This window comes from Streptomyces rugosispiralis, assembly GCF_024505145.1.
Classification (GTDB): Bacteria; Actinomycetota; Actinomycetes; order Streptomycetales; family Streptomycetaceae; genus Streptomyces; species Streptomyces rugosispiralis.
In genome coordinates, this window is the sequence record NZ_JANIAA010000035.1 from 40,707 (window position 1) to 53,991 (window position 13,285).

Consider the following 13,285-nt stretch of genomic DNA (forward strand, 5'->3'; position numbering starts at 1 on the left):
GGCCGCAGTCGCGCCGGGGGCGTTGACCGTCCCCCGGCGCACGCCCGGGGGCGGGGGCCTTCGTGAGCGTGCCCGGTGGCGCCGGGTACGCGAAAGATGACGACCCTATGCGGAGATCGCACCTGTACGGGCCGCGAACTCCCGCACCCCAGGCACGCGGGCCGATGCGTATAGCAGATCGGTGGTCAGCGCCTGTAGCGCCGGCCGCCGCACTTCCTGCGGCGCCTCCTGCTCGACATGCCGCAGCGCCGCGAAGGTCTGCCGACTGTCCCGGAGGGCGTGCCACATGCGGGCGGTGTCGGTCCAGGCGCGGGCGCGTCGTTCCGGCGTCGGCATGCTGTCGATGTTGATCCGCCGCGCCACGCTCACGCCCTCGTCCGGGACGCCGAGCGCGTTGAGGACGCCGATGCGGTAGACGTCGACCTGCGTGCGCGTCGCATCGACGGTGAACAGGCCGGACGGTGTCGCCTCATGGCGGGTGGTCTCCTCCTCGGCCGCGTCGAGGAGGTCCAGGGCGGTCGTGCGGTCCTTGCCCGTCGCCGCGCTGTACGCCGCGGTGAGCATGAGCGTTGTACGAACCGCCCCCGTCTGCTCCTGCCCGGCGTCGAGGTCCCCGGCCTCACGGGTGAGGAGCCGCACGGCGGAGGGGCAGTTCCCCGAGCGGCGCATGGTGATCGCCAGCACGCGGGATGCCTCCCCTACCGGAACCGGGTGACCGGACGCGCGGGCTGCGGTGAGCGCGCGGTCGGCGGCGGCCCATGCCGCGTCGGAGTGCTGCTTGAGTGCGAGCTCCGCGGCGAGGACGTAGGAGCGGGCGAGGACAAGGCTCGCCTTCTCCCGTTCGTGTCCGGTCGTCTCTTCCCGCGTCGCGGAGGCGGCGGCGAGCAGGCAGGGAAGGGCGCGGCCGAGGGCGTTGTACCGGGCGGCGCGGAAGTCCGCCCGCGCGCTCGCCGTCTCCTGCATCAGCCGCGCGAGCGGCACCGGCGCGGCGGAGGGGAGCCGGAAGAGAAAGTCCTCCAGAGGCGCGGCCGGGTCACCCGCGCCGGATGCGGCACTGGCCGCAGGGGCGCCGAGAGCAGCCGTTGCGCCGGCCGCCAACGCCCCGGTGAGCAGGTTCCTACGACGCACCGCATCCTCCTCGTCCGCTGGACTCCTCACCGTATCGACCTTGGCCGGGCCGGGAACAGGAGTCCCGGTCAGCCTGTCGGGCGGGATACCGAGGAACGCGGCGAACGCAAGGAGCCGGTTGTACTCCAGCCGCATGCGGCCGGCCTCGACCCGGGAGACGGCGGAAGCGGAGTAGCCGACTGCCTCCCCGACCTCGGCCTGCGTGAGCCGCGCACGGCACCGCGCGCCACGGAGCTCCGCCCCGATCTCTCGCGTGGGTCTGGTGACGTCCATAGGCGCCTCCTACGGAACGGCTGGGGGTCGACGGTAGCGCCAACGACCGGGCGTGGGGAGGGCGTACGGATGCACGCCGTATGCGGACTTCGCACACCCTGTGCGGGTCGGCGCTGGTGACCTCCCGCCCCCCGGTAGCGGGCCCGCATGGTGAGTTCACGCCCGGCCGATCGGCCGGGGAGCTCCCGACGGCGCGGCCGGTGCCGTGCCGTCACCTTCCCCCAGGGAGGCATCCATGGAACACGTGCTCGTGACCGGTGGGGCGGGCTTCATCGGTTCCCACTTCGTAAAGCGCATCCTCGCGGCGGAGGACGTCGCGTCCGTGACCGTCCTCGACGCCCTCACCTACGCCGGCCACATCGAGAACCTGGGGACGGCGTTCCTCAGCCCGAAGCTGACGTTCGTCCACGGCAACATCCTCGACGCCGAGCTCGTGGACGGCCTCATGGCCAAGCACGCGGCGGTCGTGCATTTCGCCGCGGAGTCCCACGTCGACCGCTCGTTCTTCGCCGCCGCCGCGTTCCTGGAGACGAACGTCCGCGGCACGCAGACCCTCCTCGACGCCGCGATGCGGCACGATGTGTGCAAGTTCGTGCACGTCTCGACGGACGAGGTCTACGGCCCGCTCTTGGAGGGCACGGCCACCGAGGACTTCCCGCTCCGCCCGTCCGTCCCCTACGCGGCCTCGAAGGCCGCGAGCGACCTCATTGCCCTGTCGTACTGGCAGACATACGGGGTGCCGGTGTGCGTGACCCGCTCCTCGAACAACTACGGCCCGTACCAGCACCCCGAGAAGATCATCCCCCTGTTCGTCACCCGGCTCCTGCGCGGGCAGCCAGTCACCCTCCACGGTCGGGGCGAGCACATCCGCAACTGGCTCCACGTCGAAGACAACTGCGCCGGTATCGAGGCCGTCCTCCGCGGCGGCAACCCCGGAGAGGTCTACAACCTCGGCGGCGGCACGGACCTCACCGGGCGGGAGCTCACCGAGTACCTACTGCGCATCTGCGGCGCCACCTGGGAGGCGGTGACCTACATCCCCGACCGGCCGGCGAATGACGTGCGGTACTCGATCGACTGGTCAAAGGCATCCGCCCAACTCGGGTACCGGCCTGAGCGGGACCTGGAGGACGGTCTGGCCGAAGCCGTCGACTGGTACCGCCGCAGCCCCGACCGGTGGGCACCGCTGATGCGGAACCCGCAGGCCGCGCCTCCGCCCGCGCGGCGCTCCGTGCCCGCCGCTCCGGCCGGGCGGTGACCGGCGGTGGCCAAGCGCATCCTCGTGACCGGCGTCGGCGGTGCCCCCGGCTTCGAACTCGCCCGGTCCCTCCAGAGGCTCGGCTGCAAAGTCCTCGCGGTCGACGCGGACCCGCACGCGGCCGGGCTCCTCCTTCCGGAGGTCACCGCGCACGTCCTCCCGCCAGCGGCGGACGCCGCGTACCGCACGGCTATCGTCCGGCTGTGCGCGGAGGCCCGCCCGCACGCCATCCTCTCGACCGTCGAGCGGGAACTCCCGCAGCTGGTCACCCTCCGCCGGCCGCTGGCCGACCTCGGCGTCACCACCTGGCTTCCGACCCGGGAAGCGGTCACGGCGTGCGGCGACAAGGCCCGGTTCGCCGCGGTGCTTGCCGAGCACGGAGTAGCGACGCCGCGCACCGTCCTCCCGGACGATCTCGACCGCGCGCCGGACGGCCTCCTCGTCGTCAAGCCGCGGCATGGGCAGGGCGCGAAGGGTGTGCACGCGTGCCAGACGCGGGAGCAGGCCAGGGTGTTGTGCGAACTCGTTCCGGCGCCGATCGTGCAGCAGCACGTGAGCGGCCGGGAGTTCACCGCAGACTGCCTCGTGGACCGTGCTGGCCAGGCATCTGTGATTCTCCGGTACCGACTCCTCGTCAAGGGCGGGCTCGCTGTCGTCTCCCGCACGTTCACCGACGCCCAGGTGGCCGAGTGCGTCCGCGCGACGCTCACCGCTACGGGTGTTACTGGGGCGTGCTGCGTGCAGGGCTTCATCCGCGACGAGCAGGGCCCGGACCGCGTGGTCATCACCGAGGCGAATGCGAGGGTCGGCGGAGGCTTTCCTGCTTCCGTCGCGGCCGGGGCGGACTACGTCGGGCAGTACCTGCGCGGCCTCTTCCGCCAGGACGTCGACCACGACCAGCTCACGTACAAGCCTGACGTCACCCTCACGCGCTACGTCGAGACGCTGACCACCAGGGAAGGGACGGCCCGATGACCCGCACCGCATCCCCGGACATCGCGCACAACGCGCGCCCGTACCTCTACGGCGGCGAGGAGGCCGCCATCGCGTCGGCATTGAGCGCAGGGCAGTACAACCACGGCGCGACCACAGAGGAGTTCGAGCAGCGCATCGCGTCGTTCCTCGGCGTTCCGGACGTTGTCACGGTCGCCACGGGCACGGCCGCCCTCCACGTCGCCCTGCTCGCCGCGGACATCGGCCCCGGGCACGAAGTGCTCGTTCCGTCATTCACGTTCTGCGCGACCGTTCAGGCGATCGTCGCGACGGGGGCCCGGCCGCGGTTCATCGAGGTCGACCCCGGCACGTGCTGCGTCGAGGCCGCCGAGGTCCTGGGCGCCCTCACACCGGACACCCGCGCTGTGATTCCGGTCCTCTACGGGGGCCGGGCCATCGACCTCGCCCCGGCCCGGCCCGCCCTGGACGAGCAGGGTGTGACCGTGGTCGAAGACGCGGCGCAGGCGTTCGGCTCCTGGCAGGAAGAGCGCCGGGTCGGCGCCACCGGCGTACTGACGTGCTTCTCCTTCGGCCCCGTCAAGAACCTCACGTGCGGGCTCGGCGGCGCGATCGTGCCGCGCACGCCGCTGGAGGCCGACACCTGCCGACGGCTCCGCGGCCTCGGCATCATCGAGTCCGCGGCCCGCCGGGCGGAGACGACGACGTACACAGTTGACGGCTTCGGGATGCGCGTGCAGATGTCGCCGCTCAACGCCGCTGTGGGCCTCGTGCAACTCGACCACTTCGCGGAGGCGGAGACCCGGCGCCGCGCGCTGTGGCGCGCCTACGCTTCCGCCCTCGAAGGGGTCGCCGGCGTCGTCCTGGTCGACGCCGACGTTGAGCACACCGTGCCGCCGATGTGCGCCGTCCGCGTCCTCGACGGCCGCCGCAATGAGGTGTTCCGCGCGCTACGGAAGCGCGGCATCGGCGTCGGTGTGCACTACCCCCCGAACCACACGCAGCCAGCCTTCGCCCCGTGGCACCGGCCGCTGCCCGTCACCGAGCGCCTGGGCCGAGAGATCATGACGTTGCCATTCCACCAGCACCTCACAGAGACGGACGCTCGGCACGCCACCGACGAGCTCCGGCAGATCCTCGCGGCGGGGACCGGCCAATGAGCACCGCCCGGCCGCGGCGGCTGCTCACGGTGTGCCTCGGGAACCACTGCCGCTCACCGCTCGCCGCACTCATCCTCGCCGAGCTCGGCGGCCCGGCCGTTGAGGTCCGGTCCGCCGGCACCCGGGACAAGTGGGTCGGCAAGCCCGCACATGCGCAGATGATGGCCGCCGCGGCGGCGGCCGGCTACGACCTCACCGCCCACCGCGGCGTGCACCTCACCCCCGGCCTACTGGACTGGGCGGACACCGTCCTCGCCATGGACGGTGCCATCCTCACCGCCCTCCGTGCACTGGCCGATGAGACGGACGCGCCGAAGCTCGGCCTCTACCTCGCTGACCGGGACGTCCCCGACCCCTGGGGCAAGGGGCAGGAGGTCTTCGCCGACGTCGTCCGCCTCATCGAGGACGGCGCCCCGCGGCACCTCCCGTAGACACGGCCCCGGCCGGTCACCCGCTGGACGCGGCGGACAGGATCACGTCCACGAGCCTGTCCGCCGCGTCCGGCCGTCCGTGCGCCCGGGCCGCCTCTGCCATTCCCGCGCGCCGCGCCGGGTCGGTCAGGAGCGGCCCCAGGGCGTCTTGCAGCCGGGCCGCGGTGACCTCGCCCTCCAGCGCTACGGCGGCGCCCGCCTCCTCGAGGTGCCGGGCGTTGTGCGCCTGCTCATTCCCCGCCGAGGAGGCCAGAGGCACAAAGATCGCGGGCTTGCCGAGGGCGGTGAGCTCCGCGAGAGTGCCGGCACCGCTACGGGAGACCACGACGTCGGCGAGCGCCAGGACGTCAGGGAGTTCTGGGCCGACGAACCCGGTGAGGAAGTACCGGCCGGTGAGGTGCTGCGGGAGCCCGGCCGCGGTCGTGCGCAGGGCCTCGACGTTCGTCGGCCCGCACTGGTGAATGATGTTGGCCCGTTCCAGGAGCCACGGGAGGGCGTCCCGGATCACATCGTTGATCTGCTGTGCGCCTTGGGCGCCGCCGGTGACATACAGCGTCGGGAGCCGCCGGTCGAAGCCGGCCAACCCGAGCCCGACGACCGCCTTCTCCGCGTGGCCGGCCAACACTTCCGGCCGCACTGGGTTCCCGGTGACAACGGCCACGGACCGTACAGCCTCCGGGAGGAGCGGGAGCGTCGACTCCGACGACACGGCGATCCGCGCCGCCGAACCGGCCAGCTTCCGGTTCGCCAGCCCGAGCCGCACGGTCTGCTCATGCAGCACCAGCGGACGCTTGCACATCCGCGCCGCCAGCCCGGCCGGGACGGCGACGTACCCGCCGGTCGCGAGGACGACGTCCGGCCGGAAGTCCGACACGATCTTGCGGGCCTGAGCGACACCGAGCGGTACCCGCGCCATGTCCTTGACATTCGCCGGGCTGATCATCTTGAGCGGGTTCGCGGACCGGCGGATCTTGCCCGTCGCGACCGTCGTGAAGGCGATGCCCTCGGCCGGGGCGACGCGGGCCTCCAGCCCGTCAGGCGTGCCGATCCAGAGGACATCGAGCGTGCGCCCCTCGGCCGCCAGCCGGGCCTGCAACGCCCGAACCGCAGTCAACGCAGGGTAGGTGTGGCCGCCAGTACCTCCGCCCGTGACGATGAGGCGGAAGGTACTCGACAGACGGGAAGCAGGTTCGTTCACCCCGCGCACCCTACTGGCTCGACCGCAGCCCGGAGGACGATTCGAGCCGCGCGAGCGCTGATCGACCGGAATCCCGGGCTTGGATTTCGGCGGTATCGATTTCTCGGCGGTGCCCCTTGGGGCGCCGCCGTTTTCGTATGCCTGGAATCGTCAATCCACGATGACCGCCATCGCCGTAACGGGTGCTGTTTCGTATATGTGTTCATGTAGTACGAGCACATGAAAAGCCTTTAAGGACAGCTAATCTCTGTGATGTCATCGAATTGGCCACTTGAGGTGTTTTATGGGGAATTGCGCCTTGGATGGCCGGAGTCGAAGGGAAGCGACGACATGTCAGCTCGCCGAATGCTCACCGGTACGTTCCTGGGGCTGGGAGCCCTGGCCCTGGCCGCCACGGCGGTCGCCCCGGCGGCCAACGCCGCGCCCGTCCCCGTGACCGCCCTCAACTGTGACGGCGATACCTACAAGTGCACGGCCAACCTGGCGTTCGGCGACGGCCGGTGGGTCGCGCAGTGGAATGTGAGCGTATTCCACCAGAGCGCGGCGAGCCATCAGCGGACCACCCGCTCGGCGGACGCGCTGCGCAGGGCCGCGGCCCCGGTCCCGGTCACGAGCCTCAACTGTGACGGGGACACCTACAAGTGCACCGCCGGGCTGCAGTTCGGTGACGGCAGGTGGGTCGCCCAGTGGAACGCCAGTGTGTTCCACCAGGCCGTGGCCAATGCCGTGCCCACCGTGTCGGCGAAGACGGTCAAGGCTCCGCGGGAGGCCGCCGCCCCGGTGCCGGTGACCGGCCTGAACTGCGACGGTGACACTTACAAGTGCACGGCCAACCTGCGGTTCGGCGACGGCCGGTGGGTCGCTCAGTGGGACACCGCCGTCTTCCACCAGAACTGACCCGGGACGGGCGGGCCCGGTGCGGACAGCGCGCCGGGCCCGCCCGGTTACCCGTTCTCGAACGCCACCGGCGCCTCGAACGCCGCCCGGCGCGTGGCCCGGCGCAGCGCTCGCAGCACCGGTCCGCCGAGGGTGAGGGTGAGCAGCGCCGTGACCACGGCCCGCGGCAGGTCCCAGCCCAGCGAGGTGGCCAGGCAGTACGCCACGAAGCGGGCGAGGTTCTCGCCGAGCGGGTCGCCGGGGACGTAGGAGATTCCCGAGGCCATGCCCTGCATCAGGGTCCAGCCCTGGAGGTTCATGACCGTTCCGTAGGCCACGGACGCCACCGCCCCGTACCCCGCCAACAGCAGCGACTCCGCCCGGCCGCGCAGCCGGGCGGCGCCGGGGAGCAGCCCCGCGCCCATCGCCACCCACCCCATCGCCAGCATCTGGAACGGCATCCATGGGCCCACCCCGCCCGTGAGCAGCGCGGACGCGAACATCGACACGGCGCCGAGGACAAAGCCGAAACCGGGGCCCAGCACCCGCCCCGACAGCACCATCAGGAAGAACATCGGCTCGATCCCGGCCGTCCCCGCGCCCAGCGGCCGCAGGGCCGCCCCCGCCGCCGCCAGCACCCCGAGCATCGCGACGGCCTTGGCGTCCAGACCGGTGTCCGCGATGGTCGCCACGACCACGGCCAGCAGCAGCGGGAGCAGCGCGGCGAAGAGCCAGGGCGCGTCGGCGGCGTGGGTGGTGATCCCGGAGTCGCCCGGTGCGAACAGCGGCCAGCCGAAGGCGACGGCACCGATCGCCGAGACGAGCGCGAGCGCCGCCACCGAGCGCGGGCCGAGGCGTACGGCCCTCGTCCTGCCGCCGCGTTCCCGCTCCGCCCGCTGCGGCCCGCTCGGTGCCGTCCCGCTCATGGCGCTCCCTCCAGCGCCTCGCGCACCTGCGGCACCGTCAGCCACGGCAGCGGGGCCAGCACCTTGGCCACCTGTGGGGCGAAGGCGGGCGAGGAGACCACCACCTCCGCCGTGGGGCCGTCCGCGACCACCTCGCCCTCGGCCAGGATGACGACGCGGTGGGCGAGTTCGGCCGCCAGCTCGACATCGTGGGTGGCCAGTACGGTCGCGTGGCCGTCCGCGGCCAGCCCCCGCACGACCTCCACCAGGCGCGCCTTCGCCGCGTAGTCGAGCCCGCGGGTCGGCTCGTCGAGCAGCAGCAGGGGCGGACGGGCGGTGAGGATGACGGACAGGGCCAGCGCCAGCCGCTGCCCCTCGGACAGATCGCGCGGATGGGCGGTGTCCGCCACCTCCGGCAGCAGCCGGCCGACCAGCTCACGGCAGGTGCCGGGCGCCGCGCCCGCGTCCCGGTCGGCCGCCGCGCACTCGGCGGCGACCGTGTCCGCGTAGAGCAGATCGCGCGGCTCCTGCGGTACGAGGCCCACCTGGCGCAGCAGTTCGGCGGGGCGGGTGCGGTGCGGTACGACCCGGTCCGGGCCGACGCGCACCGAGCCCGAGGCCGGTTCGTGCAGCCCGACCAGACTGGCCAGAAGCGTGGACTTGCCCGCGCCGTTGCGCCCCATCAGCGCCACCGTCTCACCCGGCCGCACCGTCAGGTCCACCCCGCGCAGCGCCGCCACCCGGCCGTGGCGTACGGACAGCCGCGTCACCTCGCCCACCGGGCCGCCCGGCGGTGGACCGGCCACCGCCCGCGGGGCGAGCGGCGCCAGCCGCTCCCGCAGCGGCCCCGCCTTGCGGCGGGCGTCCCGTATGGACAGCGGCACCGGTGGGGGCCATCCCGCGAGGGCGCCCAGCGCCACCACGGGCGGCCGGACGGGCGACACCGGCAGCAACTCGGCCGGTGCGCCGGTCAGCGGGGCGGCGCCGGGGGAGGGGAGCAGGATCATCTGGTCCGCGTACTGCGCCACCCGCTCGAGGCGGTGTTCGGCCATCAGGACGGTGGTGCCCAGGTCGTGCACCAGCCGCTGCAGCACGGCCAGCACCTCCTCGGCGGCGGCCGGGTCCAGCGCGGAGGTCGGCTCGTCCAGGACCAGCACGCGGGGGTGGGTGGTGAGCACCGAGCCGATCGCCACGCGCTGCCGCTGCCCGCCGGAGAGCGTGGCGATGGGACGGCCCCGCAACTCGGCGAGGCCCAGCAGATCCAGGGTCTCCTCGACCCGGCGGCGCATGGTGTCCGGGGCGACGCCGAGCGACTCCATGCCGTACGCCAGCTCGTCCTCGACGGTGTCGGTGACGAAGTGCGCGAGCGGATCCTGCCCCACGGTGCCGACGACGTCGGCGAGTTCGCGCGGCTTGTGGGTACGGGTGTCCCGGCCCGCGACCGTGACGCGGCCGCGCAGGGTGCCACCGGTGAAATGCGGTACGAGACCGGAGACGGCCCCGAGGAGTGTCGACTTACCGACCCCGGACGGGCCCACGAGCAGACACAGCTCGCCCTCGGGGACGGTCAGGTCCACCCCCGCCAGCGCGGGCCGGGCCGCGCCGTCGTAGTGGACCGACACCTGCTCAAAGCGGATCACTGCGTGCTGCCCTCCTCGGGTTCCGCCTCGGCTCGCGCGTCAGCGCGCTCGCCGCCGGGCGGGGGTTGTGCGGTGCGGTGGTGGTCGGGGACGTCCGCCGGGTGCGGGGCGGGTGGCGTGTCGGGGCGCGGGTCGCGCCGCCGGGCTCGCCCTCGGGCCGGTGCGGCGGGGGCCTCGTTCACCGGACGCGGTTCGCGGGACGGGTCCGGGGACGGGGTCGGGGCCGGGTCCGGGGCCGGGGCGGCGAGGGCCGGGAGGAGGCCCAGGAGCACTGCCGCCGCGGGCCATAGCGGCAGGGTCGGGGTGGTGAGCGGGACGACCGACGGCTGGAGGGCCTCGGGGGCGTAGGAGGCGGCCCGGATCATCAGTGCCGCGACCGCCGCCCCCGACCCGGCCACCAGCCACGCCCGTACGCCCCAGCGGTCCGGGCGGTAGCGGCTGCGCACCGAGCGGCGGCCGCCCAGCCACAGGCCGCCGAGCGCGGCGGCGAGTCCGCCGAGCAGCACCGGCAGTCCGTAGCCCGCGCCCTCGGCCGCGAGCAGGCCGTACGTACCGCAGCAGACGCCGAGCAGCCCGCCCAGCGTCAGCGCGGTGGTGGTGCGGGCGACGGCGGGCGGGACCTGGGCGGTGCGGCCGTAGCCGCGCGCGTCCATCGCCGCCGCCAGGGCCACCGAGCGTTCCAACGCGCCCTCCAGCACCGGCAGTCCGACCTGCAGCAGCGCCTTCACCCCGCGGTCGGGGCGGCCGCGCAGCCTGCGGGCGGAGCGCAGCCGGGTCACGTCCGCCACCAGATGGGGTGCGAAGGTCATCGCCACCACGACCGCGACCCCGGCCTCGTAGAGCGCGCCGGGCAGCGACTTGAGCAGCCGCGCCGGGCTGGCGAGGGCGTTCGCGGCGCCGACGCAGATCAGCAGGGTGGCCAGCCGCAGCCCGTCGTACAGCGCGAACACCAGCCCCTCGGCCGACACCCGGCCGCCGACGCGCACCCCCTGCGCCCAGTGGGGCAACGGGACTTCGGGGAGCGTGAAGAGCACCCGCGTCCCGGGGATCGGCGAGCCGAAGAAGACCGCGAAGAACAGCCGGATGGCCAGTACGACGAGCCCCAGCTTGAGGAACGCGATGTACGAGCGGGCCCATGGCGCGTCCGTGCGGCGCACGGCCACCACATAGCCCGCGACCGCGATCAGCAGCCCGAGCAGCAGCGGGTTGGTGGTCCGGGACGCGGCCGTGGCCAGCCCGAGCGCCCACAGCCACCAGGCCCCGGCGTGCAGGGCGCTTCCGCCGCGCGGGGTACCGGCGGGCGGCCGGACGGGGAACCCGGCGCCGGGGCGGCGCGGAGCCGTGGCCGGGGCGGTGGTGCGCGGTGGCATGCCGGTCTTCCGTACGTTCATACCCGACGGCGGCGCGCCTGCCAGACCGCCGCGGCGCCGAGCAGCACGACGGCGGCGAGCCCGCCGATCAGCCCGGCCGAGGGGCCGGAGCCGCCGTCCGCCTCGCCGCCGCCCTTCGGGGCGGGGCGGGCGTCCACGGAGGCGCTCACCTTGTCCCCGCAGCCCGTCTCCGGATAACCGGAGATGGCGCACAGCAGCGCGGCGGAGTTGTAGCGCAGCGGCTTCGCGACGGCGGCGAGCGCCTCCCCGGCGGACGCGTCCGCACCGACCCGTGCGCACTCGGTACGGGGGGCGGGCGGCGTCCGGCGGTCGGGCGCGTCGGTGGCCGTACCGAAGTCGATGACCACCGCGACCCGTTTGGTGCCGTCCGTGGCCGGGGTGTCGGCGCAGACGGCGGCGAAGTCGGCCATGCCGCGCGGCCGGGTGGCGTCGTTCGAGTCCTCGCTGACCGCGAAGCGGAAGCCGATCATGTCGCCGTCACCGGGCCGCGCCGAGGAGGGCCCCTGGGTGGCGTAGCTCCAGCTTCCGCCGTCCCCGGCCCGCTGCCAGAACGACCAGTAGCGATATCCGTCGGCGGCCTGGGCCCGGCCCGTGCCGAGTATCGCGAACAGGGCGAGGAACAGGGCGAGGACGGGCAGCGACAGCCGGGCCGCGTGGATGCGTGGGCTCAAAGCTGTCGCCTCTTCCGGCCGCTCAGGAGGAAGCCGATGCCCATGCCGGCGACCGCGCAGACGCCGACGGTCCACCAGACGCCGCCGACCCCGCCGCCGTCGTCCTTCTTCTCCTCGCTCCCGCCGTTCCCGTCCGACTCCGCGCCCGGGGCCGCCGCCTCGGGCTTCGGACCGGTGGCGTTGAGCTGCCGGACGAGGTCGGCGCCGCCGAAGTCGCGGGGGTTGGCGCCGGCCGCGTGGGCCGCGAGGATCAGCTTGGCGAGCGCGCCGGGGTCGCCCTTGGCCCAGGCAGCCGTGCCGCTGTCCTCGCTCTGCAGCCACTGAAGGGGCTTGCCCGCGGCCGCGCTGTGCTCCCCGGCGGCGAGAGCCATCACCGCGTCGGCCGTGCCGCCGAAGTCGGGCTGGTCCTTGGCGCCGGGCAGCGCGGACTTCAGGTGCATATCGCTGTCGGACATGACGCGGGAGAGATGGGCCAGGGCGGCCTCGGCGGCGTCCTTCGGGGTGCTTTCCGCGTCCTTCGGGGTGTTGTCCCCGTCCTTCCCCTTCTCGCAGCGCAGCGGCTTGGGCTCGGCGCCGCTGTCCTTGCCGACGGTCTCGAAGACGAAGCCCTTGCCCTGCGCGGCCAGCGCGGCGCTCGCGGTGGCCAGCTCATTGGCGACGGGCTCGCCCTTGGCCGCCGTGTACGCGAACGCCCCGCGCTCCTCCGCCTTCGCCGAGCAGCCCAGCCGCAGGGCGAGCAGCGCGTCGTACGGGGTCTTGCCGCCCTTGCCCGTGGCCGACGTCACCTTCGCCGGGTCCTGGCCGGTGGCGGCGAAGGCGCCGATCGCCGCCGCGGTGGAGTTGGCGTCGCTCGGGCCGCCCGGGTTCATGCCCCAGCCGCCGTCCTCGTTCTGGTGGCCCTTCAGCCAGCCGATGCCCTTCTCCACGGTGCCGGAGCGGCCGCCCACCGCGGCCAGCGCCTGGACCGCCGCCGCCGTCGCGTCCGTGAACTCGCCCTTCTTCGGGTCGCACGCCGTGGACGTGTCCGTGCGGTACGCCGCGAAGCCGCCGTCCGCGCAACTCTGCCCGGCCAGCCAGTCGATGGCCGACTTCGCCGGGGTGACGCCCACCGCGTCCTGGGCGAGCAGCGCCAGCGACTGCCGCCACACCCCGTCGAACTTCGGGTCCTTGGCGCCGTAGAGCCCCTCGGCACGCCCGGCCGGGCCGTCTTCGGCCACGGCGGCAGGCGCGGCGGCCGCGCCCAGGGCGGCGCACAGGGAAAGAGCCGCCACGCTGCGGCGAATGTTCATGGCTGTGGTGCCTCTCGGTCGGTGGACGGGCGCACGCAGCCGCGCACGGCCGTCCAGCCGCGCCGCACGCGGAACGCTCCGCGGCACGCCTGGCACCCGGCTCAGCTCCGCATA

Annotated in this window: 12 protein-coding genes; 5 read left to right on the forward strand and 7 right to left on the reverse strand. The window is 73.8% G+C overall.

Annotated features, from left to right (window positions below; all coding sequences use genetic code 11):
• Positions 1-105 precede the first annotated feature (105 nt).
• Complete coding sequence (locus tag NP777_RS35440) at positions 106-1,401, reverse strand: helix-turn-helix domain-containing protein (RefSeq protein ID WP_256654292.1); 1,296 nt, start codon at positions 1,399-1,401, stop codon at positions 106-108.
• Positions 1,402-1,636: 235 nt separating this feature from the next.
• Between NP777_RS35440 and rfbB the strand changes: the two genes are divergently transcribed.
• The 4 genes from rfbB to NP777_RS35460 are packed head-to-tail and all read left to right on the forward strand — an operon-like array spanning position 1,637 to position 5,201.
• Positions 1,637-2,659 carry a dTDP-glucose 4,6-dehydratase gene (gene rfbB, locus NP777_RS35445; RefSeq protein ID WP_256654293.1) on the forward strand — a complete coding sequence of 341 codons (1,023 nt, stop codon included), beginning with the start codon at positions 1,637-1,639 and terminating at the stop codon, positions 2,657-2,659.
• A gap of 6 nt (positions 2,660-2,665) precedes the next feature.
• The gene (locus tag NP777_RS35450) at positions 2,666-3,634 is read left to right on the forward strand and encodes an ATP-grasp domain-containing protein (protein WP_256654294.1); all 969 of its coding nucleotides are present in this window, start codon (positions 2,666-2,668) and stop codon (positions 3,632-3,634) included.
• Positions 3,631-4,770, forward strand: a complete 1,140-nt coding sequence (locus NP777_RS35455) for a DegT/DnrJ/EryC1/StrS family aminotransferase (RefSeq protein ID WP_256654295.1) — start codon at positions 3,631-3,633, stop codon at positions 4,768-4,770. The genes NP777_RS35450 and NP777_RS35455 overlap by 4 nt, the downstream gene beginning before the upstream one ends.
• On the forward strand, positions 4,767-5,201 hold the full coding sequence (locus tag NP777_RS35460; protein WP_256654296.1) for an arsenate reductase/protein-tyrosine-phosphatase family protein: 435 nt from the start codon (positions 4,767-4,769) through the stop codon (positions 5,199-5,201). The genes NP777_RS35455 and NP777_RS35460 overlap by 4 nt, the downstream gene beginning before the upstream one ends.
• A gap of 16 nt (positions 5,202-5,217) precedes the next feature.
• Here NP777_RS35460 and NP777_RS35465 read toward each other — a convergent pair whose 3' ends face one another.
• Complete coding sequence (locus NP777_RS35465; protein WP_256654346.1) at positions 5,218-6,357, reverse strand: UDP-N-acetylglucosamine--N-acetylmuramyl-(pentapeptide) pyrophosphoryl-undecaprenol N-acetylglucosamine transferase; 1,140 nt, start codon at positions 6,355-6,357, stop codon at positions 5,218-5,220.
• Positions 6,358-6,729: 372 nt separating this feature from the next.
• Here NP777_RS35465 and NP777_RS35470 point away from each other — a divergent pair, with 372 nt between their 5' ends.
• Positions 6,730-7,296 carry a hypothetical protein gene (locus NP777_RS35470; protein ID WP_256654297.1) on the forward strand — a complete coding sequence of 189 codons (567 nt, stop codon included), beginning with the start codon at positions 6,730-6,732 and terminating at the stop codon, positions 7,294-7,296.
• Positions 7,297-7,343: 47 nt separating this feature from the next.
• Here NP777_RS35470 and NP777_RS35475 read toward each other — a convergent pair whose 3' ends face one another.
• The 5 genes from NP777_RS35475 to NP777_RS35495 are packed head-to-tail and all read right to left on the reverse strand — an operon-like array spanning position 7,344 to position 13,171.
• Positions 7,344-8,201 carry an ECF transporter S component gene (locus NP777_RS35475; RefSeq protein ID WP_256654298.1) on the reverse strand — a complete coding sequence of 286 codons (858 nt, stop codon included), beginning with the start codon at positions 8,199-8,201 and terminating at the stop codon, positions 7,344-7,346.
• A complete protein-coding gene (locus NP777_RS35480) occupies positions 8,198-9,820 on the reverse strand; it encodes an ABC transporter ATP-binding protein (RefSeq protein ID WP_256654299.1) in 1,623 nt (540 codons plus the stop codon). Before NP777_RS35480 ends, NP777_RS35475 begins: the two co-directional genes overlap by 4 nt.
• A complete protein-coding gene (locus tag NP777_RS35485) occupies positions 9,817-11,190 on the reverse strand; it encodes an energy-coupling factor transporter transmembrane component T (protein ID WP_308405314.1) in 1,374 nt (457 codons plus the stop codon). Before NP777_RS35485 ends, NP777_RS35480 begins: the two co-directional genes overlap by 4 nt.
• 17 nt (positions 11,191-11,207) lie before the next feature.
• Positions 11,208-11,882: an SCO2322 family protein gene (locus NP777_RS35490; RefSeq protein WP_256654300.1), complete on the reverse strand. Its 675-nt coding sequence runs from the start codon at positions 11,880-11,882 to the stop codon at positions 11,208-11,210.
• Positions 11,879-13,171: a prenyltransferase/squalene oxidase repeat-containing protein gene (locus NP777_RS35495; RefSeq protein WP_256654301.1), complete on the reverse strand. Its 1,293-nt coding sequence runs from the start codon at positions 13,169-13,171 to the stop codon at positions 11,879-11,881. The genes NP777_RS35490 and NP777_RS35495 overlap by 4 nt, the downstream gene beginning before the upstream one ends.
• Positions 13,172-13,285 lie beyond the last annotated feature (114 nt).